This is a genomic window from Paenibacillus sp. FSL L8-0340, from assembly GCF_038593145.1.
Taxonomy (GTDB): domain Bacteria; phylum Bacillota; class Bacilli; order Paenibacillales; family Paenibacillaceae; genus Paenibacillus_AQ.
This window is the reverse complement of the sequence record NZ_CP151967.1, coordinates 1,140,442-1,166,856: the sequence shown is the minus strand read 5'-3', so window position 1 is coordinate 1,166,856 and position 26,415 is coordinate 1,140,442. Positions and strand designations below refer to the sequence as shown.

21 protein-coding genes are annotated in these 26,415 nt (G+C 50.4%); 2 read left to right on the top strand and 19 right to left on the bottom strand.

The window, feature by feature from the left end; all coding sequences use genetic code 11:
* Nucleotides 1-31: 31 nt before the first annotated feature.
* The 17 genes from NST07_RS05280 to galU form a co-directional block, all read right to left on the bottom strand.
* Nucleotides 32-1,372, bottom strand: coding sequence for an oligosaccharide flippase family protein (locus NST07_RS05280; RefSeq protein ID WP_341377440.1), 1,341 nt, complete (start codon nucleotides 1,370-1,372; stop codon nucleotides 32-34).
* A gap of 28 nt (nucleotides 1,373-1,400) precedes the next feature.
* Nucleotides 1,401-1,949 (bottom strand): WcaF family extracellular polysaccharide biosynthesis acetyltransferase, encoded by a 549-nt coding sequence (locus NST07_RS05275; protein ID WP_038586568.1) that lies wholly within the window; start codon nucleotides 1,947-1,949, stop codon nucleotides 1,401-1,403.
* A 3-nt stretch (nucleotides 1,950-1,952) separates the two neighbouring features.
* The gene (locus NST07_RS05270) at nucleotides 1,953-3,017 is read right to left on the bottom strand and encodes a glycosyltransferase family 4 protein (RefSeq protein WP_342481177.1); all 1,065 of its coding nucleotides are present in this window, start codon (nucleotides 3,015-3,017) and stop codon (nucleotides 1,953-1,955) included.
* Between the two features lie 17 nt (nucleotides 3,018-3,034).
* On the bottom strand, nucleotides 3,035-4,408 hold the full coding sequence (locus NST07_RS05265) for an O-antigen ligase family protein (protein ID WP_341090073.1): 1,374 nt from the start codon (nucleotides 4,406-4,408) through the stop codon (nucleotides 3,035-3,037).
* A 23-nt stretch (nucleotides 4,409-4,431) separates the two neighbouring features.
* Entirely contained in the window at nucleotides 4,432-5,100 is a 669-nt protein-coding gene (locus NST07_RS05260; RefSeq protein ID WP_341090072.1) for a CpsD/CapB family tyrosine-protein kinase, read from the bottom strand.
* A complete protein-coding gene (locus tag NST07_RS05255) occupies nucleotides 5,081-5,830 on the bottom strand; it encodes a Wzz/FepE/Etk N-terminal domain-containing protein (RefSeq protein ID WP_038586558.1) in 750 nt (249 codons plus the stop codon). The genes NST07_RS05260 and NST07_RS05255 overlap by 20 nt, the downstream gene beginning before the upstream one ends.
* Before the next feature lie 239 nt (nucleotides 5,831-6,069).
* Complete coding sequence (locus NST07_RS05250) at nucleotides 6,070-7,809, bottom strand: hypothetical protein (protein ID WP_342481176.1); 1,740 nt, start codon at nucleotides 7,807-7,809, stop codon at nucleotides 6,070-6,072.
* Between the two features lie 36 nt (nucleotides 7,810-7,845).
* Nucleotides 7,846-9,219 carry a sugar phosphate nucleotidyltransferase gene (locus NST07_RS05245; protein ID WP_342481175.1) on the bottom strand — a complete coding sequence of 458 codons (1,374 nt, stop codon included), beginning with the start codon at nucleotides 9,217-9,219 and terminating at the stop codon, nucleotides 7,846-7,848.
* 17 nt (nucleotides 9,220-9,236) lie between these two features.
* Nucleotides 9,237-10,481: a glycosyltransferase family 4 protein gene (locus NST07_RS05240; protein ID WP_341090068.1), complete on the bottom strand. Its 1,245-nt coding sequence runs from the start codon at nucleotides 10,479-10,481 to the stop codon at nucleotides 9,237-9,239.
* 60 nt (nucleotides 10,482-10,541) lie between these two features.
* A complete protein-coding gene (locus NST07_RS05235; RefSeq protein ID WP_038586547.1) occupies nucleotides 10,542-11,669 on the bottom strand; it encodes a glycosyltransferase family 4 protein in 1,128 nt (375 codons plus the stop codon).
* Between the two features lie 22 nt (nucleotides 11,670-11,691).
* A complete protein-coding gene (locus NST07_RS05230) occupies nucleotides 11,692-12,900 on the bottom strand; it encodes a hypothetical protein (protein ID WP_341090066.1) in 1,209 nt (402 codons plus the stop codon).
* 17 nt (nucleotides 12,901-12,917) lie between these two features.
* The gene (locus tag NST07_RS05225) at nucleotides 12,918-14,087 is read right to left on the bottom strand and encodes a glycosyltransferase family 4 protein (RefSeq protein WP_341090065.1); all 1,170 of its coding nucleotides are present in this window, start codon (nucleotides 14,085-14,087) and stop codon (nucleotides 12,918-12,920) included.
* A complete protein-coding gene (locus NST07_RS05220; protein WP_342481174.1) occupies nucleotides 14,062-15,405 on the bottom strand; it encodes an oligosaccharide flippase family protein in 1,344 nt (447 codons plus the stop codon). Before NST07_RS05220 ends, NST07_RS05225 begins: the two co-directional genes overlap by 26 nt.
* Nucleotides 15,406-15,619: 214 nt before the next feature.
* Nucleotides 15,620-16,615, bottom strand: a complete 996-nt coding sequence (gmd, locus tag NST07_RS05215; RefSeq protein WP_342481173.1) for a GDP-mannose 4,6-dehydratase — start codon at nucleotides 16,613-16,615, stop codon at nucleotides 15,620-15,622.
* A 20-nt stretch (nucleotides 16,616-16,635) separates the two neighbouring features.
* On the bottom strand, nucleotides 16,636-17,574 hold the full coding sequence (locus tag NST07_RS05210; protein ID WP_342481924.1) for a GDP-L-fucose synthase: 939 nt from the start codon (nucleotides 17,572-17,574) through the stop codon (nucleotides 16,636-16,638).
* A gap of 24 nt (nucleotides 17,575-17,598) precedes the next feature.
* Nucleotides 17,599-18,294: a sugar transferase gene (locus tag NST07_RS05205; RefSeq protein WP_341090061.1), complete on the bottom strand. Its 696-nt coding sequence runs from the start codon at nucleotides 18,292-18,294 to the stop codon at nucleotides 17,599-17,601.
* 3 nt (nucleotides 18,295-18,297) lie between these two features.
* Nucleotides 18,298-19,200 carry a UTP--glucose-1-phosphate uridylyltransferase GalU gene (gene galU / locus NST07_RS05200; RefSeq protein ID WP_341090059.1) on the bottom strand — a complete coding sequence of 301 codons (903 nt, stop codon included), beginning with the start codon at nucleotides 19,198-19,200 and terminating at the stop codon, nucleotides 18,298-18,300.
* 610 nt (nucleotides 19,201-19,810) lie between these two features.
* Here galU and NST07_RS05195 point away from each other — a divergent pair.
* A complete protein-coding gene (locus NST07_RS05195) occupies nucleotides 19,811-20,893 on the top strand; it encodes a glycosyl hydrolase family 28-related protein (protein ID WP_341090057.1) in 1,083 nt (360 codons plus the stop codon).
* A gap of 178 nt (nucleotides 20,894-21,071) precedes the next feature.
* Complete coding sequence (locus tag NST07_RS05190) at nucleotides 21,072-21,440, top strand: helix-turn-helix transcriptional regulator (protein WP_076109989.1); 369 nt, start codon at nucleotides 21,072-21,074, stop codon at nucleotides 21,438-21,440.
* A gap of 545 nt (nucleotides 21,441-21,985) precedes the next feature.
* Here NST07_RS05190 and NST07_RS05185 read toward each other — a convergent pair.
* A complete protein-coding gene (locus NST07_RS05185; protein WP_341090055.1) occupies nucleotides 21,986-24,532 on the bottom strand; it encodes a discoidin domain-containing protein in 2,547 nt (848 codons plus the stop codon).
* A gap of 198 nt (nucleotides 24,533-24,730) precedes the next feature.
* Nucleotides 24,731-26,245: a glycosyl hydrolase gene (locus NST07_RS05180; RefSeq protein WP_341377430.1), complete on the bottom strand. Its 1,515-nt coding sequence runs from the start codon at nucleotides 26,243-26,245 to the stop codon at nucleotides 24,731-24,733.
* Nucleotides 26,246-26,415: the final 170 nt, after the last annotated feature.

Genomic DNA, 26,415 nt, shown 5'->3' with positions numbered 1-26,415 from the left:
ATCAAAGTTTTGTGAGCTTAAATAGAAGAACTTATCCCCTGGCGATATCGCCGAGAGCGATCCTCGCCTCCCGCTGCTCCGCCTGTTTGGCAAGTGCCGCCTGCCTGGACAAGGCATGAAGAACCAGCGCAAAGCTGCAGACAAATCTTGTCCCCATCCCGATGCAAATACTCCATGCTGCTCCTGCCGCTCCATACCCGGGAATCAGCAGGATGGAACCTGCCAGAACCGTTATACAGGTCAGCAGAAATACCGGGATTTGCAGTTTAATATAACGGGAGACGGTTAAAGCTGCACTGAGGCAGCCTGTCATATACCAGATCGTACTTGCCAGCATAATAATAATGAAGACATTGTTATACGCGGCATAATCGGAGCTGTATAGCAGGCTGAGCAGAAACTCTCCCATGAAATAGGCAGCGGAAAGACCCGCAAGTCCGAGCAGCAGACACAGGCCCATGATCTGCAGTAGCAGCCTTTTGAACCCTTGCAGGTTGTCCCGGAAGTAGCGCGACAGCCTCGGACTCGACGCCTGCGTCATTGCATTGACAAAGGTGCCTCCCGCCATCATGATGTAGGCGATCGCAGAATAGTAGCCCAGGGCTTCCTCACCGCCGATATGCTGGAGAAAATAGCGGGGGATACTGCTGTTCAGGAAATCCAGCGCCGCGGTAATGCCCAGCGGCAGTACAAGCAGGAGCAGGCCTTTCAGAGTGGCCCGCTCCCCTCTTCCCAGAACGCTCCTGAAGCTGGACAGGCGGCCATTTGCTGTTCGCGCTGCCACCCTGATCCCCAGCACAGCCGCTCCGTTCTTCATGTCGTAGAACAAGAGTATCCCTAGCCAGGCAAGCGCAAGCGCTAAAGCTCCGGCGGCAATGCTTTGGGTCAGATAGACGCTTATCCCAAGCACAAGGACAGAGGACAACCCTTTTAGAATCATGGATTTCCCGACATACTCCATCTTTTCATTCCGCTGGAATAATCCGAAATAAATATCCGAGACGGATTCGACCATTTTGGCTGCGCAGACGAACCAGACTACAAGAAGTGTATTCAGGGATAGCGGAATGAATGCAGTAACAGCGAGAATGAGGAGGAATACGGCCGTCATCGACAGCAGCCTGAGTGTTAAATATTGCTGGAAGGAATACTGGTTGTTGGCATCGGTAGCCTGGAAATCACGAAGCTGGAAATTTGCAAACAGAATGACCGGAGCCGTAATTGACAGAGCCAGCACATACTGGCCGACCATGGCCGGGCTTCCGAGCTTCGCCAGCAAAACCACCATCCCCCATTGGGATAACGAATAAATTAAATTTCCGGTGAACAGCCACGAAAAGTTTTTGCCGGAGGCCTTCTTCATCATTCTCATTGCTACTCTCCTTTAATGGTGCAGCCTTTCAGCTCGTGAATCGTTCTTTGAAATACACGGCGGGAAATCCGACATGAACCTGGTTCGCGGGAATATCTTTCATCACGGTGCTCCTTGCCCCTGCGACCCCCATTTCATAGATTGTTACTCCGGGGTATACAAAGACATGGCTAGCCACCCATGCTCCGTCTTTCAGCTCTATCGGTTTCGTAATGAGACCGAAATGGGGATCATTCAGCTTATGGCTGCCTGTACACAAATAGGCGTTCTGGGAGATCACACAATGGTCGCCGATCACGATGCTGTCCAGACTGTACAGCTCCGCATGGTCTCCAATCCAGGAATAATCACCGATCTTGACCTTCCAGGGATACGTGAACTTCGCCGAAGGCCTTATCCTTACCCCTTTGCCTACCTGTGCGCCGAACAGACGCAGCAAAGCGCTGCGGAAGCCGTGCATATTGTGCAGCGACACTCTGAACACGGTTGCCTGTATCAGCCACCACAGCATGACTACTGCGCCGCTTCTCCCTCTAACGAACCAGGATTGATCATACTTCGCTAAGTTCATCTTCATTGTTCAGACCTCATCCATAATTAGTTCCAACCGTTTTAGATAGTCTGCTTCCTTATACCTGCGTAGAATCTTACTCCGGTTCTCATCAGCCATTTGCTTCATTCCGCTCCGGTCCTGAAGCAGTCCGGCGATAACTCCGGCAATCGCCTCCGGCGACTGCGGTTCGATCAGAAAGCCGTTCTCCTCGGATACGATGTCGGGAATACCGGCATGTTTCGTCGAGATAATGGCCAGTCCGTTGCCCATTGCCTCAATTATGGAGATCGGCTGCCCTTCATTGGGATAATAGGTTGGAAGCGCAAAGATATCGCAGCGCTCCAGCAGCCGTTTCTTGCGCTCCCCGGTTACCACGCCATGATAAGACACTTTATCCTGCAGCCCGTTCTGCTGAATGTAGGCCAGGAACTCCTCCTCATCCTCCCGATTGAAGAAGCTGCCGGCAAAATGAAAATGAATGTCCCGGTCCTTCAGCCGTTCCGCTGCCATCAACAGATCGAAGTATCCCTTGCTCTTAATGAAATTGCTCAGGTATACCACCTCAAGCGGCTTACCGGTTTCCATCAGCCTGAAGATTTTGCTCTCGTATTCCCATGAGGTTAAGAGCTGGCTGTCCTCAATGCAGTTCTCGCAAATTCTGATTTTCCCGGCATCGACAATCCCGGCAAACAGGCATTCCAGACTTTTGCTGAGGACAATCATCACATCCACTTTCGCGAGCAGCTTCTTGTTGATGGCCCGCTGCAGGGGATTAAACTGGCTGTACAGCTGTCTGAAGTAGCCGCCGTGATAATGAATGACCACTTTTTTGCCCTTCCTGAACAGATTGGCCAGAATAAACATATCCCGCAGATTGCCCCACTTGGATTGTGAAATGGTAAAGTAAAAAATATCTGTGTCCTGGCGGTTGATCATGCTCATATGAGCAGCAACTTTCTTATTGTCCTTGATATCCACATGGGTAAGTTCGTATTTTTCGTTAAAAAGCCGGGAATTCAGAAGTGTCTCGAGTGCTTTGGACAATCCGTGCACAGGCGGGGGAAATTGGCCGATAATGCAGATTTTCTTCATTATGATCACCTTCATTGTCACTTGGGATAATGTTCTGACCTCCGCAGCTGGACCCACGGGCCCGAATGCATCTTAGCCATCTTTCTTTTATTCTCTGTGCTCTCTGCCTTGCCAATCCGCAGCCGGGACACCTCCTCGCTCTGCAGAATAGCCACCCAAAAGAGCACCTGGATGAAGGCAAAAGAATCAAATTGCAGAAGCGAATACAACAGCAGGACGACCATCAGCTTCGGGAAATTGCCCTTGTGGCTGAGCCTTACTAAAGAGAGCAATAAAAAAATCAGCATAATCCCCAGCAGGCCGAACTCCGACAGCAGCCGGGTGTACATGTTATATTGCGGGAGGGTCAGATTGTATTTAGCTTCCCTAAGCTCCTCGTTCTCTTCAAGGGTGTCAACGGGAATATGGTCCAAATTATGCATAAAGCCGTAATAGTAATTCCCCATTCCATACCCGAACCACGGCTTATCGAGAAAGGATCGAAAACCCAGGCTGGAGTAAGTGCTTCTGATGCTGAATGAATTATCTTCCGTAATACTGGCAGGATCCTCGTAGATATGCAGAATACGATAGTAATGATCGGATTTTAATTGAAAGAGATTGTTAACAAAGACGATATTCAGCAGAACAGCAGCAGCCGCAAGGTACATCATAAACTTCATGAATAACATCAGGAACTTTTCGGGCTTGCTGGTAATAATGACATACACGACCACAAAAAACAGCAGATCCAAATAGTAACGGATAGACAAGGAGAGCAGCGATAACGGGATAAAGATCCATAACAGCACTTTGTCGGATTTCGTTAAATAATTGTATTTCTTCAGGATAAGATAGGCCGGGAACAGCAGCAGATTGGTATGAAGCCCGATGTAGGATGGCTCCGAGAATGTAAAATGCAGCCGTCCTGCGGTGACGTAAGAATCCCTCTGGACGAAAAAACCGATTACACTGCTTAGCGCGCCGCTATGAAAGGCATACATATATACAAGCTGGAGCAGACCGATTATGACGGCCAGCCAATATCCTCTGAACATCCAGCGGAACAAGGTCAGGAATGAATCCTTGCGGTGTTCGCTCGAATGCACATATATTCTGAAGCTCAGATAGATGATGATGCCGGCGGCCAGAGAAACCACTGCATCCTGAAGCCCCGCAAAGGAGTAATTGTTCTGCAGGCCCAGGATTGCGGAGATCAGGACTGCCGATACCAGAACGATAAAGATCCAGATCTCCTTTCTCTGGAACTTCATCCGGATCAGTACCGGAATCTTGAGTACACAATACAGCACGATAAAAATCAGAGAAACCGGCTTGTATGCTCCGCCGAACATATAGGGGAAATTGTCCAGCGGGAGCAATGCAAAAGCGAGATAAATGAAAGCATTCATAGCTATTCTCCTGTACTCTTCTTCTAGTAGATAAAGCGGCCGGCATTTCTGCGGTTGACGTTGCTCAGAACGGCCCCAAGAACCCGGGCCTTAACCAGCGCCAGACTCTCTCTGGCCTTAAGCGCAGCGCCATTCTTCACCTTGCCCGGCTTGACTACCAGCAGGACGCCGTCACACTGGGCCGCAATGATCTGGGCATCGCTGTAGGTCAGCAGTGCAGGGGTATCAATCAGGATAAGATCGAACTTCCCGCTAAGCTCAGCCAGCAAATCTTTCATCCGCGGCGAGGTCAGCAGCTCCGCTGGGTTGCCTGAGAGGGGGCCGGCCGGGAGCAGCGCCAATGTTCCGTCAAGCACGGGCACAAGCACATCCTCCAGCAGAGCCTGGCCATTTAGAACCGCGCTGATTCCCGGGTTTTGCTCTACATTAAATATGGAGTGCTGGGACGGGCTGCGCAGGTCCGCATCAATCAGCAGCACTTTTTTCCGGCACTGCGCGTAAGCCATCGACAGGTTGGCGGCAGTCGTGCTTTTGCCCTCGCCGCTTAATGCCGAAGTAATCATGAGCGTCCGGATGCCTTCATCCTGGTGCGAATAATCAAGAGTAGTCCGCAGTTTGCGGTAGGCCTCGGCAGCCGGGGAATCCAGACTGGGATCCGCAATCAGATAATGCTTAGACTTCGAACGTGACATTCTTCTTCCTCCTCGTCGGCTTGGCTGTATTTCTCGGGGCTGCCACCCGGTCCCGCTGGGTAATCGCCGGGACTGCCGAATACGTAGAGAGACCCAGCACATCGCGGATATCCGCTTCCGTCTTGATCGTATCGTCCAGGTAATCGAGCAAGAACATAAGTCCCGTTCCGATCATCAGGGACAGGACGAGCCCGATAATCATATTGAGCAGAGGCTGTGGTGATGTAGGATCTGGAGTATCCGCCGGATTGGCTTCACTGAGGACGCTGATATTATCTATTTTCATCACCTTGGGCACTTCTGACTGGAATATGGCAGCCACTGCATTCACAATTGCAGCTGCCTGAGCGTAAGAAGTATCCACTGTCTCCAGGGACATCACCTGGGATTCCTCGACGGCGGATACAGTTACCTTCTTCAGCATTTCATCGGATGTGAGGCCAAGCTGAGGATACTGCTGGACGACCAGATTCATGATCCTCGGCGACATGATGATCTCCTTGTAGGTCGCTATCAGCCGGATGTTGGAGTTGATGGTGCTTAGATCCAGCTTGCCGCCAAGCAGCTCAACCTCCTGCTTGGGGGTTACAATAAGCTTCGTTGACGCCGTATACTGCTTCTCGGTGTATTCATACGTGTATATTCCCGTGGCGGTAGTAATCACAACAACAAGCAGGACCAGCAGCCATAATCGCTTTCGGATTACGGTCCAATACTGTTTTAACTCCACTCAAATTCCTCCATTCGAATTATTAGAGCGAATAAACAAATAATAATTATTCAATACGCGACCCGAAAAACATAAACTATTGCTTTAACCCGTTTCCACGCCTCTTTACATGCCCATTTTCAACATTCCGCAATTTCAGACAGTCCTTAAGGCCCTCAAGAAAAACTTCAATAAGAGTATTTGTCGACTCAATTATATTCGTTTCGAATAACATTGTAAACAAATAAAAATTTTCAGTTTTACAGCATGCTTTCAAGCATGAACAGTACGTCGGATCGTATGGCTGCAAGCTTCCGCCTGCTGGTAAGGCTGTCAGAAGCATGGCTGCCGAGGAAGAGCTGAATGCCCGGCTGTGCAGATACCGGCCGCAGACCATACCAGGACCCGTCCTCCATTATAAATTTGAGCGCGTCATACCGCGGCATATCCAGCGCTAAATGTTTGCCTTTGGCCAGTTGGATATGCTCCCGGGCCCGGAAGTCGTACAACTGCTCAACCTTTAATCCGCCCACTACTCTTAACGCATCCTTGCTCAGCCGCCCCATGATAAAGCTTACCCTCTGCCGGCCTTCAAGCCCCCGGTATGTAAGCTCTATCCTGTCATCTGCGAACCAGCCGTGCTCCGCATACAATTCCAGCAGCTCTTTGCCAAGTGTTCTGCCCCTGGACTTAAAATAGGCTGACATCTCGGCAATCAGCACAGCATACTGAATGGCATCACTGCCAGCAATGGAGCCCCCGACCGCAAATCCGCCGTCCTCATCGTAACCGAACAGAAAAGGGAGATTGCCCGAGCGGCAAAATTTCCCCAGCGATGCCCCTCCGCCAAAACCTCCGGTAACATTGATCGTCTTAATCCCCTCTTTTCGGGCAACAGCCGAGGCAAGATCACTTGTAAAAAAAGACTTAAGCAGCACTCCACCGGCAGTGCTTCCCCCCCTGTTGTTCTTTTGCCGCAAAAGATAGTGGAGAAGAAGCGCCGCCGTTTCACTGTGGCTTAATACAAGATACTTGCCCATTTCCGTCTTAATGGACAAGGCCAGCTCACTATACTGCGGGTTGAACGCCAGAATCATATCTGCATTCATCTCCGCAGCCGCCTCATTCGCCAGCCGCCAATCGTACAGCTCAAAGTATTGGGAGGACGACTTCGCGCTCTGCAGCCTCGGGTCCTGAACGACATGTACAGAGGTAAAGCCGGAACGCAGAAGCGTGCTGCGCAGCAGTCCTGCCTCCCCCTGCCCCGGCTGGATATAAAGGATACGCACAGAAGCGCCCATGATTTGATTGATTTCCCGGGAGACCGGAATCCGGTCCACATCTTCCAGATAGGCGCTGGCGACTTCCTCCCCGGTAAAGACGAGGCGGCCCGTACGGGCCGCCTCCTCTACATTCATCAATCCGATATGAAGCCCATCCTCCCACTGCTCCATGTAACGGGCCAAGCGCAGATTGGTTTCTGTCTCTACCGGCATTCCATGCTCATCATAAAGGGTACAGCCGCTGTAGCTAGAGGCCTCCCCCCCGCTCGACATGAGCAGACCTCCGGCAGCATGTAAATACCGTACGGCGAAGGCCAGTTCACCTGCGGGAGAAGGCTGGCGGAACAGATAACATTTCACCTCATGATTCGCCAGAACGAGCGCCGCCTGCTCCGCAAGCCCTTTGGAAAAGGAAGTTGAATCATAGCCGATGGCTATGCCTCTCTGCCCGGCGGCAAAACCGCGGCTCTTAATCTCCTCAGCCAGTCCCCGGCAGACGCGGCGGATCGTAAATATATTCATCCGGTTCGTTCCAACCCCGGTAATTCCGTAAATGCCGTGATCCTCAAGCTGCAAATCCTGATAGAAGCGGTCGATAATTTCCGCAGACTTCAGCTCATTCAGCTCTTTGCTGAGATAAGCGGGCAGCTCTGCATTTTTCCAGCGGTTATAACGCCTCTGAACGATTTCCTCCAGCTGATCGGCGATTGCATGCATGTGTTGGCCTCCTTTGGGTTAGGATGATTCGGCTATTCAGGAGGTTTTGAAGCAGTGCTGTGACATCTCATCCCATGTAGGGTACAGCTCGAGCATCCGGTTAGGTTCCCGTACCTGCCCGCTTTGGACCACTATCATCTCCAGGTCGGCAGAAGCTCTGAGCGTATGCAATGTCTTCATCGGAATATGCAGAACATTGCCCGGGCCGATAAGCATGAAATTCCCGTTCTGCACAAACTCTGCCTCTCCCTTAATAATGGTCCAAACCTCTTCCCGGCTGGTGTGCATCCGGTAACTGAGGCTTTTGCCGCCAAGAATGCATACCCGTTTGGTAACGGCACAGCGTCCGTCCTCATACGACTGGTCATCCAGTATTCTCACCCAGCCCCATTGACGCTCTTCATACATCGGTCCCTGATTATAATCAATGTAGTCCTTGATTCTCGGGCTTTCGCTCTTGTCTGTGACCAGAATCCCGTCCGGGCTCACCGCCACGACAATATCGGATAAACCAATAATGGATACAGGGATATCAATCTCATTGATCAAATGGGTGTTGCTGCAATCCCCGCTGATCGTCCCTCTGCCAATTTGTTTGTTCTTCATCTCTTCTGTAAGAGTGTTCCACGTCCCGAGATCCTTCCAGTAGCCTTCATAGGGAACCACAGTGATATGGGCTGCCTTCTCTACCACTTCATAATCAAAGCTGATCTTGGGCAGCTGGTCATATTGCTCCGACAGCTCCTCATAGTTCACAGGCAAGCCTTGCCTGCTCAATATATCGATAAGATAGCCGAGCCTAAAGGCAAACACTCCGCAGTTCCACAGGGCGCCCTGGGCAATCAGGTTTTTAGCCTCCTCTTCCTGCGGTTTCTCACGGAAATGGCTGACTTTCAGGCTGCCGCCGGAGGAATCCGCACAACTTTCAGGGATGATATAGCCGTATTTGGAAGAGGGATACGTGGGCTGCACGCCGATCAGTGCAAGATCCGCTCCCGTTGCCGACACAACCTCTTCCAACTGCTTGACGGTATCAAAAAAGCGGTTTTCCACAAAAGGGTCCACCGGCAGAATGGCGATCACTTCATCCGGATCTACTCCGATGAAGGAATACAGATAGGCCGCTGTAAGCGCGATGGCCGGGAAGGTATCCCTGCGTTCCGGCTCGATGATCAGAGGCACATGCTGGCCGAGCTGGCTGTGCATCATTTCAATCTGCGATTTCCCCGTAGCTACAAACGTGGATGCACCCAGTCCGCTGCGCTCGATCTGCCCCCATACCCGCTGGACCATGGAGACCATTTCCTTCTCTTCATTCTCCAGTACTTTGAGAAACTGCTTGGAGCGGGAATCGTTGGATAACGGCCACAATCTTTTTCCGGAACCCCCGGACAATAACACCAGCTTCATGAATTCCCCCACCTTTTTTATGAGATTTTTAAAGACAGCAGCAGCTCTCTATAACGTTCAAGAGACAGTTCTCTTCTTAAATACTGTTCCAAATAGGCTCTTCCCCGCATCCCGCAGGCCTCCAGCTCTTCACGATCCCATTCATAAAAAGCCAGCACGCTGCGGACAACCTCCTCATAACTGTGAGGCTCGACGAGAAGACCGCAATTGCTTTCCCGTATCAGCCGGTACGCCTCACTTCCGTTCTCAAGGACACCAAGCACCGGCTTGCCTGCAGCCATAACCCCGTAAATTTTACTGGGAACGGAGACACCCTTGATTCCCTTCTGATTAACTACCAGATGTACATGGGCAGCGTTCAGGGAGTACACCAGATCCTCTTTCGGCTGGTAAGGCAGAAAGTAGACCTGCGAGAGTTCGTGGTCCGCCACATATTCCTGCATTTTGGCTTTCACTGCTCCCTCTCCGATAAAGACGAAAGCGAGATCATCGAGATGACGGAAGGCTGCCGTCTGCTTGATCAGGTTCTCCAGATCGTAATAGAGCCCGAGGTTCCCGGAATACATCACAATGAATTTATTCTGCAGGCCATGCTTCTCGAGGAAGCCCTGGACCTGCGGATGCTCCCTGCTTAAAGGAATAATCTCCTGTTCATTGGTCCAATTGTTAATGACGGTATTGTCTGTCACTTTCTTGTTGGCAAACCGTCTCAGCAGGGTCTCCTGCATATCCTGGCCTACCGTAATAATGTGATCCGCCAGCTTGCAGTTCAGGGTGTCGACCCACTGGGCCAGCTTCATCAGCCTGGCATTCTGCATGAAGCCGACCGCCTTCGCCTGCTCCGGGTTGAAATCCTGGATATTATAAATATGCTTCGACCGTTTCAGCAGCTTGCCGATCGTTCCGATCAGCCCGCCGAGGATCGGCGGCTGTGAGATCGTATAGATAAAATCCACGTTTCTTTGCTTCAGCACGGCAACAATGGCATAAAAAAAGTAGGTTACGATATATCGCAGCCTACTCCATTTATTCAGCTTATTGACGACAGGAAGACGGATACGGATAATTTCAATATTCTCCAGGTGACCGGTAATGAATCTTCTCTTCTCTGTGTTCGCCTCCCCGGAATAGCCGGGCTGCGAAGCAATGACGGTAATTTGGAAGTCATTCTGAAGATGCAGGCATAGCTCGGTCAGCAGTTGGCCGGTGGAAGCATAATCCGGGTAAAAATAATTGATCACGAACACAATTTTCGGCTTCATAGCCTTGCACCTCTCTCGAAATAATCTCTGAACCGCCCGCTCTACCGGAGAGCGCTCCTTTTAATGGCTGGGCCGGCTCGCCATCCGGATGGCCCGGACCACTGATTTGGCATAGGTCGTGGGATGCAGCTTCTTCCACATGCTCAGCTTGATCTTCCGGTCTGCTTTTAAATAGGATACATTGTCGAACAGCCACTGCATCGCTTCATCCATACTGGCCGGGTCCAGAGGATCGGCGATGATCCCGTTCTCCTTATCGACAATCAGATCACTCGTCACGCCGGCATATTTGGAAGCCAGCACGAAGGTGTTGGAGACAAGCGCTTCGTTGACCACAAGCCCCCACACCTCAATCAGCGAAGGGACCAGCAGGCAGTCGGCTGCCGCCAAATAGCCGGTCAGCTCCTCCTTCTGCTTGTAGCCCTCGAATAGCACCTTCTCTTCCATGCCATACCGCCGGACCATTTCCTTCAGCTTCTTCTCATCCGGTCCCGTGCCGATAATCCGCAGTCTCCAGTTCTCATGGTTCAGCCGGGCCAAGGACTGGATGGTCTCCTCCAGGCCCTTCCGCTTGATCAGCTGACCGACAAACAGGAGATTTAGCAGCCCCTCCTCTTCCTTATGAGGCTTAACCGCCAGGCGTTTCCGGTAGTAATAGCGGATATCCACCGTATTGAAGCCGACAGCCATTTTCTCATCCGGAATGCCGTAGTGGTTCAGGCATCTGGCTGAGTCCGAGCCATAGGTTACAAAGGAATCTGCCGAACGGAAATACAATCCGCGCACTGCATTCATCGCCCGGTTCTTCACTCTGCTGCTCTCCAGCGTGCTGCCCCACCAGACGACGAACTTTTTACGGAAGAGCTTGGCGTAGAACAAGCTGACCCAATAGCCAATCGCGTCATAACTCGTGGTGATAATCACATCGGGATTCAGGCGTACCAGCTTAAAGAATAAACCCGGGTTGATATGCACTCCGAAATCCATACGCTGAATGAACAAATGGAACCCGCGCAGGCAGCTGTACCGGAATCGCATATCCTGATAATCAATATTCCATTCCCGGTTGGCTTCCTTCTCCTCCAGAAACCAAACCGTAAGATCGATATCCTCCGATGCGTCGATCGTGTTATAGACCGGGATACGGTACGGGGCGATCTGATAGGCTATCAATAGTGTTTTTATCATAAGACCCTACCTTTTCTTGATCCTAACGGATGTATTCCAAAGCGGGTTGAACAAGTAATGCCGCCCCTTCGGGTTGTGGTTCCTCTTCGCCCTTGTACGGGGCCATCAGCAGCAGATAGAGCAGCGGGGCATCCAGCAGCGGTTGTGAGATCAGCGAAGTCAGAATAATGGGAATGACTGCGAGTAAATAGCGCCTGCGGTTCCCGGCGGCAAGCGCAGGTACCAGATAGACAAGCATCGCGAGCAGCACGCCGGCCACGCCGATCATGGAAGAAGCTGCTACCAGGTTGATCCCCGCGTTGGGAATACGGGTGTTGTACATGCCTTCACCAAACGGATTGTTCCCGAGCGCTTCCAGCCCTGCTTCTGTAGCCATGGTACGGTCCGAGATGGAAGCGCCATGCGTTTCCGTCTTGTCGTTGATCCCGATAAACGGGGCGTACATGATCACCACATAGGTGAAGCAGAGCAAGACGACGCCTCTCATCACTTTTTTATTCATAAAGAGATACAGCACAAGGTTGGCGAAGAGAATCGCAAGCCCTGCTGTTGAGAACGAAGCGATAATCCCCAGCAGCAGTGTTCCTTTAATCCATAACCGGTTCAGCCGGATGGACTTCAGATTGAACAATGACCAGATCAGGAACATCTGCAGAATGCCCGACTCCCTGAACAGCCCCAGCAGCCGCGGAAACCGGATACCATCTACGGTGTAAACGCCGTACATGACGGTGAAGGGGAAATAGGTCATCCCCGAGGAGGGATAGTCCCCGATTTGAATCCGGAATAACTCCAGCTGCTCCAGGTGAGTCACAAATACAGCCAGCGCGATGGTCACATAGTAGGACACAATGAATCCAATAAAAATGATCACCATGCTGCGAAAGAAAATATAGTTGGCCCTCGCCTCGCTAAGGATGAAGGCCGCGACGAGAACTACGGTGCAGTTCAGCACTGTAGCTTTCAGCACATTCAGCAGGAAGATGGAGTTCATCAGCATGGCGTGGCCCAGCAGATAGCTGAACAGCAGCAGTACCAGAAACAGCACAAGCCGATGAGGGCCCTGAATGGATATTTTCTTCATGGGATGCACCCGGCAATCAATGAGATGAAACAAAAAGGCAAGCATGGCCGCCGCGATTCCCAGCATGGAGTAGTTCTCTCCCAAAGCCGTGGGCTTGATCAAAAAGGCGGTCACCAGCAGGAATCCGATTTTTAAAACGAACGCCATTTACATTATCCTCCCTCCTACCCGGCAAGCTCCTCGAAATACCGCTGTTCAAAAATACCCGGCGACAGGAGCGCCTTATACTCCGAGCTTTGTGATTTCCGGCGGAGTTCATCCATGTTATGTATGGCATAGACGATTTTGTCGCCAAGATCGCTGATATCCTCCGCCCGGAAGCTGACCCCCAGTCCATAACGCTCAATACAGTACCCGATCTCCCCGTGGCTCGGTCCAATAATCACCTTACCTCTGGCCGCCGCTTCGGTCAGCGGCCCGCTTTGTCCGGAGAACATTTTGCGGTAAGGCAGCACAATGATGTCCGCCCGCTCGAAATATAACGGCACCTCATGATCGGGAATATATTCCAAACATAGCTCTACCTTGTGCTCCAGTCCCTTGCCGCGGATGATCTGCTCCAAATCGCTGCGGGTGAAATCCTGTTCCCTGCCTGCGATGAGGATAGTGAACGGCTGGCCGGTTAGTCTCCCGGCTGCTTCCAATAGCAGGTCGATTCCCTTGTCATACCGCAGGCCGCCGAAGCAGAGTAAGGTCGGCACGGCCTCCGCAGCGCCTTGGCTGGCATGGGTGCCGGGCGCTTGAACAGTTTCCTGCACCACAGCAGGATGCAGGTTGGGATACACGATAGAGCTTACCCTTGACTGCTCCACGCTGGTTAGTTCCAGCACCTGCTTCCGCAGATAATCCCCGTGGACAATAAGCTTATCGAGATGTTGACGCCGCAGCAGATTCCTCAGCAGCCTGCGCTTGCTCTCTCTTGGCGGATACCAGTGAAGCGTCGCTGTTATTTTCATTCCCCTCAGCGCAGGAATCAGAAGCACCAGCGGAATAATCAGCGTATCCAGATATAACAGATGCAGAACGGACTTATGCTTGTAAGCAAAACGCAGCACCTGCAGCAGAAGCAGCGCACGGACCAGCATGGACGGCATATAACGGTGATACCGCCTTTCCACCGCCCGCTGATAACTAATCCCTGCTGCCTCAAGCTCCGACTGCCTGCTCTCTTCCAGTCTACTGGAATAGTACGTGACTTCACTGGAGGGCGCCCCCTTCAATACCCCCTTCATCACAGCCAGATTATATTGATAATGATGTCCGGTATTCAGCAAATCAAAGAACAGGTACTTCTTCTGATGATTCTCTTCAGATGCTTTCCATCGTCCCTTCACGAACCGGTTCCCTCCTTTGACCGCTGCCATTCAGAACCACCTTCTCCACGTAATACAGGGAGAAGACAACCAGCGGTATGCCGACAAATTTGCCCAGGCCGATGCCTATGGCACCATATCTCGGGATCAATAGAACAAACAGACCCATTGTCACCAGCGTGGTGAGAAGTGAAATGGCAGTATTAAGCCTGACGTACCCGGTTCCATTCAGACAATAATAGGGGACTACACCAAGTGCACCCAGAGATACCGACAATACCAGCACCTGGAACAGCACATAATGGGCTTCAGCAAACTCCGGGCTAATCCATAGGGACAGAATCGGCTTGGCCAGCACAAAGGCTGCCAAACCCGCAGCTCCTACGAATGAAATGGCAATGACCAGTGACTGATGATAGGTCCTCCTGATTTCCCGGCGGTCATCACTCTTGGAAAGTGAACTGAATTTAGGCAGTAAATATCCTCCGGCCGCAGCGGGAATTTCATGGATTTTCACTACCACCTGCATGCAAACCGTGTAGTACCCCAGTACTTTGGCACCCAGAAATCCCCCGATAATCAATTTGTCCATCTGGGCATTCAGCGTGCTGATCAACATTTGGCCCCAGGAATAAATCCCGTAATGAAACAGCCTTCTGAAGCTGTCCCGCTCGAAATAGGGAGCAAATCGAAGTCCGGGAAGCGCCTTGCGTGTGACGAAGACATTGCATACCGCCAGCAATACCGTAAACACGAACATCCACTGCACCAGCAGATACAAGTCTCCATACATGACGGCCAGTATGGTGAAGCCAATCGAGCTCGCCAGGTTGAATACGATATTCACCTTGCTGTTCAGATCGTAACGCTGCTTAGCCATGTAGGCACCGGAAAGAATGCCGTTGATGATCCGAATGCCGATGATTCCGCTAAGAAAATAGGAGACGGACAGCACGGTATCCAGCCCTCCCGCCTTCACCAGCAAAGGAAAAATATAAGTGCCGAACAGAAGAAGAAAAAGACTCGCCGACACCGCCAGAATGACCGACAGCGTAAGCGTTACCCGGAAGAGGGCATTAAATCTCTCTTCGCTGTCACTCTCGGAGCCCAGTTTGATCAGCGCATTGCCAAGACCGAAGTTCGATACCGCCAGCACATTAAGCACCGATTGGATAAGAATCCACAGCCCGTACTGCTGATCACCCAGATGCCTGAGCAGCAGCGGTGTTGAAATAAACAGAACGACAGGAGTAATACAATAAGAAAGCAGGCTGTAAATGACGTTATTGAAATCGCGATTGCGTCTCAACCCTGCCAGCCTCAATCTCAGTGCGGTCACAGAGCACTCACCCGCTTTCGGCCTTCACAAGTGGAAACGGCTTCGCCGTCCTCAAAAGGGCGGTATCCATTCCAGCAAGAAATAGAAGGATAATTTATAGCTTGAAGCATATTTTCATTCCTCAGTGGTGCCGCGCAGCGGCATGGGAGTCTTATATTTGAATAAAGGACGGCAGCGCCGTCCCCTGTTAGATCACCTATGCTGTATCGAAATATTAGTTCACTAAAATAAAGGCATCGTGGTAGCGGATCTCAGCAGCGACACGCTTCATATCTTCATCCACCATCATATGAATCAGCTCATGGAAGCCGACTTCCAGCTTCCAGTCCAGCTTGGTTTGCGCCTTGGAGGAATCGCCCAGCAGCAGGTCGACCTCAGCCGGACGGACAAATTCAGGATCAATCACCACATACTGCTCATAATCGAGTCCGGCATACGAAAAAGCCACCTGAAGCAGCTCGCGGACCGTGTGCATTTCACCTGTCGAAATAACATAATCATCCGGCTCCTCCTGCTGGAGCATCAGCCACATCGCCTTGACATAATCCCCGGCAAACCCCCAATCCCGCAGGGAATCCAGATTGCCCATCCGCAGCTCACTTTGCAGCCCATGCTTGATACGGGCAACGGCGTCGGTCACCTTGCGGGTGACAAACTCCAGTCCGCGTCTTGGCGATTCATGATTGAAGAGAATCCCCGAGCAGGCGAACATGTCAAAGCTCTCCCGGTAATTGACGGTAATCCAGTGGCCGTACACCTTGGCTACACCATAAGGACTGCGCGGATAAAAAGGGGTAGTCTCCCGCTGCGGAGTTTCTACGACCTTGCCGAACATCTCACTGCTCGAAGCCTGATAGAATCTGGCCGTCGGCTTCACAATCTTGACCGCCTCCAGCATATTGGTAACGGAAACGGCGGTGATCTGACTCGTCAGCAAGGGCTGCGGCCACGATGCGGCTACGAACGACTGCGCCCCCAGGTTGTATACCTCATCCGGATCCGCGATTCTCACCGCTTCAATCAGGGAAGCCAAATCAGTCAAATCTCCGGAAATCCAATGAATGCGATCTTTAATAGAGTACACATTTTCATAGTTGGGCGTGCTCGTTCTTCTCCGCAGTCCGAATACCTCATAATCCTTGGAGAGAAGAAATTCCGCCAGATAGGACCCGTCTTGCCCTGTAACGCCCGTAATTAAAGCTCTCTTCATTGATGAATTCCCCCGCATCATTATTTTTTCACAGCATACGTATGTTGAAAATCAGCGTACACATCATGCAGCCCGTCTTCGAGCCCAATTCTTGCTTTCCATCCAAGGGCATTGATTCTGGACACATCCACCAGTTTCCTTGGGGTACCGTCCGCAACGGATGTGTTGAAGGTGATTTCCCCTTCGTAGCCGGTAACCTTCTTAATCAGCAGTGCAAGGTCTCTGATCGCAATGTCATCCCCTACACCGATGTTCACGATATCATTGCCCTCATAGTGCTCCATCAGATAGAGACAGGCTTCCGCCAGATCATCCGCATGCAGGAATTCACGTTTCGGATTGCCGGTGCCCCACACTTCCACCGACGGGCTGCCCTGTTCCTTGGCTTCATGGAATTTGCGCAGCAGCGCGGGCAGTACATGGGACGAATACAGATCAAAATTGTCATTCGGCCCGTATATGTTCGTCGGCATCACAGAAATGAACCGGGTGCCGTACTGCCTGTTATAAGACTGGCACATGTTGATGCCGGCAATTTTGGCCACTGCGTAGGGCGCATTAGTCGGCTCCAGCTCTCCGGTCAGCAGATATTCTTCTTTGAGCGGCTGCGGAGCCAGCTTTGGATAAATGCAGGTTGATCCCAGAAACATCAGCTTGCTCACCCCGTTCCGGTAAGCCGCATCAATGACATGGGTCTGAATGAGCAGATTGTCGCGGATAAATTCCGCAGGTTGTTCGTTGTTAGCCGCAATTCCACCCACCTTGGCCGCAGCAAGGAATACATACTCAATCTCCTGGTCCTCAAAAAAACGGTCCACCTCAGCGCCGTTGCGCAAATCCAGTTCTGTTCTGGAACGGAGGACAAGATTATGAAAGCCCTGCTTCCCCAGTGCGCGGACGATGGCCGAACCGACCAGACCGCGATGCCCAGCTACATATATTCTCGAATGGCGATCCATACGCTTCACCCCGTTATAAATGATTTAGAATGCATTTTTCGATCTCACCAGCTGCCAGGCCGTCATAAACATAATCTTGAGATCCAGGCCCAGTGTTCTCTGCTCAATGTAGAGCAGATCGAGCTCCACCATTTGCTTAAAATTCAGTCCGCTCCGCCCGCTCACCTGCCAAAGCCCTGTACATCCCGGTGTGACCGATAGACGAAGCCGGTCGTATTCCGAGTACTTCTCCACTTCCCGTGGAAGCGACGGCCTTGGGCCGACAAGTGACATGTCACCCTTAAGCACATTTACCAGCTGGGGAAGCTCATCAATGCTCGTTCTGCGGATAAATCTGCCTACCCGGGTCACCCGCGGATCATTTCTCATTTTGAACATGGGGCCGCTCATTTCATTTTGGTTCAACAGGTTCGGCAGAAGCGCTTCCGCATCAGCAATCATGGAGCGGAATTTGTAAATCCGGAACAAACGCCCTGCCTTCCCGACCCTGGTTTGACCGAAAAATACGGAGCCGCGGGGATCTTCCAGCTTGATAACCAGCGCAAGAATAAGGAAAAGGGGGGACAGTGCAAGGAGTGCTGCCGCAGATGCCGCAATGTCAAAGACCCGTTTAATAAATAGATATAATGTCTCCGGCTTACCTCCGGTACGCCTTACTGCCGGATAGTACCTTTTAGCATACAGGGCCGCTTCCTCTTCTCTTTGACTGGAAGGTATCATCTATTATTCACCTCTTGACTTTGCATACGTACTGGTGTGTTCTCTATCCACAATTTCCCCGAGAGCACTTAACAGATCATGCCTCAGATCCTGTCTTCTCAAGGCAAAATCAATCGTCGTCAGAATAAACCCGAGCTTCTCGCCCACATCGTACCGTACTCCCTGGAAGTCATAGGCATACACACCCTGCTCCGTGTTGAGCCTTTGAATGGCATCCGTTAACTGAATTTCACCGCCCGCTCCGGTCTCCTGGCTCTCCAGGAAATCAAAGATGTCCGGCGTAAGCACATACCGTCCCATAATCGCCAGATTGGAAGGCGCCTGGCCTAAAGCCGGCTTTTCCACAAAACGGTCCACCTCGTACAGCCGCCCTCTGGCCCGCAGCGGATCTACAATACCGTAACGGTTCGTTTGATCGGCAGGTACCGTCTGGACGCCTATGACTGATCTCCCAAGTCTTTCGTACTGTTCAATCAGCTGTCTGGTGCACGGAACGTCGCTTTGCACAATATCGTCTCCCAGCAGCACGGCAAACGGCTCATCTCCAATAAAGTTGCGCGCACACCATACAGCATGCCCCAGCCCCTTGGCTTCCTTCTGCCGGATATAGTGAAGTGTCACCTGGGAGGAACGCCGCACCTCTTCCAGCAGCTCCAGCTTCCCTTTCTCAAACAAGGTATGCTCAAGCTCAAACGCGATATCAAAATGATCCTCTATGGCGCGTTTTCCTTTTCCGGTAACGATGATAATGTCCTCAATGCCCGCAGCAATCGCCTCTTCCACGATATATTGAATGGTCGGCTTGTCTACGATCGGAAGCATTTCCTTCGGCATTGCTTTGGTAGCGGGAAGAAACCTGGTTCCAAGCCCAGCTGCTGGAATAATAGCCTTTCTTACCTTTTTCATCCCGAACACATCCCTTGTTTCTTTATTGACGAACTGAATTCTTGCAATAAGCGGGCATTTAACCCTTCCTCACGTCACACCCTTGACGATTAACGTCTAAGGTATCAGCACCCACAGCATGACCGAGTGTCTCCAGTGATATAGGTACAGGAGGCATTACCTTTGATCCTGCGAATAAATGCAGGTAATGATATACGAATCTCAGCGTTTGTCCGCTATTACTGCCGCACCAACAGTTCGCGGGGCACATATGCTAATGAAGGTTGACGTCTGCCGCTCTAAAGAGGACTGGCCTCCCTCTCATGGTTCTCATCGAGAATAAATGTTTAATAATTCAAATAAAGTTATTCATATCGCGACCAAATAACTAAAAAAAATATTCCTTGCCTAATCTCTATTTATAAGCGCATATCCCATTTCCTTTCATGTTCCCTTTCATTCTTCACATATTCTGACATCGAATGATTATCGTCATATATTATTCATTAGGAGTATTTGTCAAAATTATTATATTCATTTAGAATAACTTTGTAAACAATTAATGTTTTCTTTTCAGGAAAAAAAGTTTTTCAAAGTTACTCATAAACCATTTCGTTAAGGAGAGGGATTCATGATGCGCTGGAGAATAGCTTTGCCCCTGGTTGCCGTCCTTACTGCAGCTCTGGCTGTGGGACTCATTTGGAATAAGGCTCCGGAAAAAGCCTGGAGCAGCGATACGGGCGCAGGAAGTGTTCAGGATTTTGCCATTCCGATGTTTAATGTGAAGGACTACGGGGCCGTAGGGGACGGAGTCACCAATGATACGGCGAGTATCGCCAAGGCTGTAAAGGCTGCGCAGAATTCGGGGGGCGGCATGATTTATTTCGACAGAGGGACTTATCTAATCAACTCTATTCATATTCCTCAAAATATATCCGTTCTAGGTGCAGGCAGAAGAGAGGCTACCTTGATCCGCAATGATAACAAGGATGAAGCCGCCCTGCGCCTGCTCGGCAATCAGAGTGTTCAAGGCATCGGGATTAAAGCCCGCATTGGCATTATGCCGAACGGGGACGACATCAACATTATCGACGTCAGATTCGAATGCAGCGTTCAAGGGATTCAGAATGCGGTAACAGTCAACCGGCTAACTGTATTTAACAGTCTGTTCGAAAATTCCGGCTATGGCATTCTGTCGAATATAAATCCGAGCTACGGGGTTAAGATCCTGAATACCCGGTTTGTGAATCTCAAAGGTGACGGGATTGAAATCAATGCTCCAAGCCGTGACTGGGTCATCGAGAACTGTGTATTTGATACCAACACCAGCGCTTCCCGATGGGCGGGATTTGGAGTAGGCGTTGCCTTGTCCGCAAAAAACATTGTCATCAAAAACTCCAGCTTTATTCATATCCGCGGACAAGGTATTCATGTTGAAGATTATGCGGAGGTAACAATTATCAATTCAATCTTTAAGAATAACGGCTCCGCCAATTATACCGGTGATCCCAAAGCGGATATCGCGGTATTGTCGAATGCAAAGGTAAAAGTGTACAATAGCAAATTCATGGCCTCTACCGTTGGATACAGCAAATTGGCTATCTATAATACCGACTTGCCTGTGGGGGGAACAATCACCGTATACAATTCCACGTTCCAGAGCAAAACCGTAACCAAACAGGTGACCACTGTTAATTCTATATTTCTCCCTTGAAAATAGAACACTCGTAAAGTACCGGGGGATGTGCGGGGGAAGTTTCCTAGGCGGATTGGCAGCTGGAAAAGGGATGGATGTTCGTTCAGTTATGTTTATGGTATAATATCCAAAAATGATTCAATACGAATTACGCCTATATCCAATCATGTTGGAACCCGCAATTGGAGGCATGCAGATGTTTGCTAAACGGTTGAAACAGCTACGAAAAACAAGAAAATTCTCCATGCAGGAGGTTGCTGAAGCGGTTGGCGTCGCCAAAAGTACGTATGCCGGGTATGAATCCGGATACCGTCAGCCCACCCTTGAAAATACTCAACTGATTGCCAAAAAGCTTCACACTACCTCAGATTATCTCATCGGCCTTACCGATAACCCCGACCCCATGGAAATCACGAACAATGCCAGAGAGATCCTGAACCAGCATCAGCTGCATTGGGACGGTGTTCCTTTGGAAGAGCAGGATTTGGAGCTTGTGCGCATGCTGCTGGAGCGGGTAGTTCAGAACAGGGCGGCCGCCGGTTCTGGCGACAATGGTCAACAATGAATCAAAATCAATATCCATCATAATCACGGCGGTTCCGCTAGTTAAGGGAGCTGTCGTGATTATTTTTTATTCCTGCTCCTCTTGCAATTCTTATGTATACTTCTCTAGTCTGCTGAATACATTTCAACATATTCCTCTGCAGCCTAGTCAAAAATGAGTAAAATGAGTCAAAAGTACTTAAAATATTAGTTTTATCACCGACACATAGTGACATTCTTTTTTTTGAAATAGTAGTAAAGTAGGCTTACATGAATTACCTAATTTTAGATATTCGCGGAGGAGCTTAGTTGATGAGATTAGAATTTTCTATTCGCAGCTTGCTAAACCAGTTAGGAATGAAGCATGAAGGCACAATAGACCTAAAAGAAAGCTTCCACGCGTTGTATAAACACGGACATATCTCTGAAAGTGAATTTATAAATCTTTGCCGCAATTTCGATAAGAACGGAACAGGGCAATCCTCGGTATCCTTATAAATTTCTTATAACTTCATGCCCTCATCAGTTCTTTTAAAAATGCGGCCAGCCAGCCCAGTCCCAACATCTCTATTCTCTTGAAAAAATCTGCAGCTCCTGTATGGACCAGTAATTTCCTCCCGAGCCGGTCTGCAGAATCTTGATGTACCGCGCATTCACCTTGGCAAACTCTATCTTGGTCTTCTCCAGCTTCCCTTTTCCGGAAGCTATGCGCTTCCAATTGCTGGCGTCATCCGATACATAAAGCTCATATCCCCGTGGATAATCATAAGAAGATAATGTGTAATCCATTTCCACCGCTTCTATACTATGTTCCTTCCCGAGATCTACCTGCAAATACTCTCCGGAGGCTTGATGTTTACCCGTATCCCACCGTGTTCGCCGGTCCCCGTCAATCGCATTTCCGGGATATGACACCTCGTTATTGATATTGGAGGATACCTTCCACTGCGAACGGTCCAAAGGAACCAGTCCTGTTGCTGTAATCTGTGTCTTCTCCGACATGATGCTGGAACCGGGTACCCTAACCGCATACGTATATAATGTTCCTTCCTGCAGCTTACCGTCGGTGTATTCCGTATCCTTTATCCCCGTTGCGATAACCTTCAGGTCTGTGCCTGAGCCGTCGGCCCGGAGCACTTCATAGCTTGCTCCAGGGGCCTCCAGCCAGTTCAATTTTACGTACAAACCTTTGACTGCAGCAGCTTTAAAACTCTGCGGTGCAGTATCCGCCACCTCGGAGGATGGCTGCAGGATATACTGCACCGCTTCGCCCGGAGCTAAGGTCTCGGTAAACTCCAGGACAGGTGTAGCGCTTTTGCCGGATACATAGCTGCGTGCCGCCTCGTATGAATCACCGCTGCCGAACCGTTCACCTTCATACACGGTTTTCTTCGGCATATTTACTTTCACATGAACCGTCTGCGGTGTATCCTCAAAGTTGACGAAATTAACCAGCACCTTGTTGGAGGTGGCTTTGCTTCCGGGTTGAGGCTCAAGTGTTGAGGTGTCAACAGCACGTACATATAGCAGCTTGTCGGCTAGATCATCCTTATTGGTAATTTCATAACTTAACGGGGCTCCGTGGGTAGCATAAGCCAGACTGAGCCTTCTCATAATGCTGACCCGGGAATCCTCGCCTTCTTTGGTATAGTAGATCTCTGTTTTGGCCGGATCATGCTCTTCCAGATTGAATCCGTACTTGAACAGACTGAAATTCTTGAAGAAGGCGGCATGCTGGATGAACATATCCGCGTAGCCGATATGACCGCGCATAATCCGGTCGAAGACCGCCGCTGTCCGTTCGGCTGCCCCATATTGGTAGGCATCTACATGTGTGTCTGAAGTGCCGAACTCCGTCGTCAGCATTTTTTTGCCGAGGCCGTCCGCAGTTCCGCCAAAGGTTTTCAGATTCTCGGTAAAGCTTCCTCCATGGCTGAAAATATAGGATTCGCCATAAGAATGTCCATTCGTTAAATCCGTCACTTCCTCCAGCTCGTTGCGTTGCTCCGAATCACGCTCCCAACCGTCCGGATCGCCGCACTGTTTAAGCGTACCTTTCTGGCTGCCGCAGGAATCCGCACTATAACTCGGCCAATAGGCCCAACCCGGTGCCACGGTTTGCAGATGGGGAGCTATAGTTTTGCCCTTCTCGTTCAGCCAGTTGGCAATCGCCAGGTTCACTGCCTTCGAACGATTGAACAGGCCGGGTTCATTGTCCACCTCATAATATTGGAAGTACGGGCTGTACTTCTGGAAATATTCAGTCAGTTTCTTTTCGGCGTCATCCGGCAGTGAGCCATCCGCCTTAAGCTTAATATCACCGGTATACAAATACAGCGCAACGGCCTGCATGTTGTAATCCTTGAGCACCTTGTAGTACTCCTCCATATTCGAACAGGAGCGGCCGACATCGCTGGCACAGCTGGTGCGCATAATATTGCCGCTGTAAGCTACTCCAAGCCACTTCATAATATAAGGCAGATGCGTAACTGCACCTTCGTCAAAATAAAATTGCTTATTGTTCACCATGGTGCCCGTCAGTGTGTAGCTGCCATGAATCGGCTCCTTGATTGGGGCATTCAGCGACTCCAGGCTGAGGTCATCCCAGGTCCACCAGTTGTACTTATCCTCCAAATCGGAGGAATAGATCCCGCGGGCCGCCTGCAGCTTTAGTTCGTTGGTTCCAGCCACCAGCTGCTCTTTCGGGATATATAGCTCATACGTTTTGCGGAACGAATATTTGCTGTCTGTACCGGCAACACCAGCAATCTGGATAATCCCCGACAGCTGCCGGTTGGAGAACACGCTCATTTGCGGAATGGATTTATAGGCATCTATGATGCTTACGCGAAATAAGACCCCGTTGACCGGGATCTTATCCAGCTTATACATAATCCTTAGCTCAGGATTAGTGTCGCCTCTAAGACCGGAGGGCACACTTTGGAGCTCCGCAGTCTTGGCCGAAACGGAGGCAACCTTAAATGCCTCCTTAGCGGCCGAAGTGCCGGCAGCCGCAAATTCACCAGCTGTTCCGTCATGCTTGCCCAGCTGCCACAACACAGTTCCGTCCGGCAATGCGGGTCCTGCATCTTTCGCTGCGGACAATTTGGACATGTCAACCTCCACCTCGGCCCTCTTCGTCCCGTCATCTCCGAAGATAGAAACAGACAATAGAAACAAGAGGGTTAAAGCTGCGAATTTTAACAGTAGATGTAGAGGTTTATTCTTGTTCTTCTTAGTTCTAGTCCTCATTCCTTGTCCTCGCTTTCTTCCGGGGTGCCTGCCTCACAATGACTTATTACTTTCATTTCATTATTTGGAAGTCAACGCGCCTTTGGGAATAACCGCCTGCTTCTGGCTTGGGCTCTTCCACATAAGGCGAATACTGGCATCTCCACTGTTCTCGTAATATTCAACCTTGATGTCGTACGGGCTTCCCGCTTCCAGGACTATGCTTCCCTCACGGCTAACACCGCTTTGCTTCTTCCAGCTGTCGATGACCAGTTTGCCGTCGATCCATACACGTACCCCGTCATCCGAGGAGGCTATGAAAGTATATTTCTCATTGTAAACCGGCTTGATTTTGCCGCTCCAGCGCACCGAGAAAGCATCCTTGCCAATTCCTGAAGACGGTGAATCTCCATGCCAGTTGAAGTCGATCTTATTGTCGTTGCGGACCAGGACGGCTTTGCCCGTCAGCTCCATATTGTTGAAATATTCTCCCGTTAATCCATTTCGGGATGGTTGGACCGGGTTATTGTTTTTACCGACCAGCGTTAACTTATAATCATCCCGCGACACGGTATAATTATTGCTCATAAAGCTCTTAATCTGCTCGAGGTTATTTTTCTCAGTCAGCATTTTTCCCCATGTCATGGTATATACCCATTTACTCTGCGTTCGGGACAATATGACCGGGTCTGGCAGTTCTCCGCTTTCACCGATCCCGATCGGCTTGCCGTCAGCCAGCTTCAGCAGCTTCTCATAATAAGACTGTCTGTAGTCATTGTTATAAATATCCGCCGCCAGAACGTCAACCTTCCCGGCACCCGGATAATACGGCTCATAGCTATCGGACCACTCATTGGGCGCATTCGGATTCCATACCCAAAGGAGATTATCCAGCTTGTGAACATTCGCCAGACGGTTATACATAATGTCCCAAAGTTCGGTGAAGTTGTCCTTCTGCCCCCACCAGAACCAGTTGCCGTTCATCTCATGATAAGGGCGCCATAAGACAGGCACTCCCGCATCGCGCAGGTCTCCCAAATATTCGGCCACCTCATCAAGCTCAGCGATCAGGTTCTTATACTGTGGGGTACCCGGCGTAACATAAGCATTAAAATCCTCTTGGCTCAGGCTCATATGCACATTAGCCCATTCCGGGGAGGTACCCGGCAAATTCTGATGGAAGGTCATCGCCACAATTCCACCGCCTTGATGCCATTTGATCGCACTCTTCACGACATTCTGGCGCTGCTTCACGATGGTGTACTCCGGCTGGTTGTTAATCGCTCCCAGCTCATAACCATGTAATACGGCATATTGTCCGCTTGCATGCTTCAGCTTATTGTTGAATTCATCCGGGGTCTCCAAATAGTCATGCTGCCCGGATATCATTCCCTTGCCTCCAAGATCAACCAGATAGCTGAGCAGACCGGCAGCCTCCTCCGAAGCTGAGGGATTGATAGGAGTGATGGCAGCAGCAGGTGTAACTATCGTCCGGGGAACCGGAAGACTCCTCGCTTCTGACCAAGGCAGCAGGGAAAATATTAATATAAGCGGTAAAATCGTATTAAACAGGCGGTACTTGCGGTAAGTGTTCAAATCGTAATCTCCTTTCTCCAGGGAACTACCGCCACGGCACACAGGATGCGTTCCTATGCAGATTCATACATCCCGAGGCCAAATGGGGGCTATAGCTTAGTAGCCCTGCTGATAAGCAGGGCCACTAAGAGTGGACTTTAGGAATTATAATTGTAACGTCTTAACCAGCA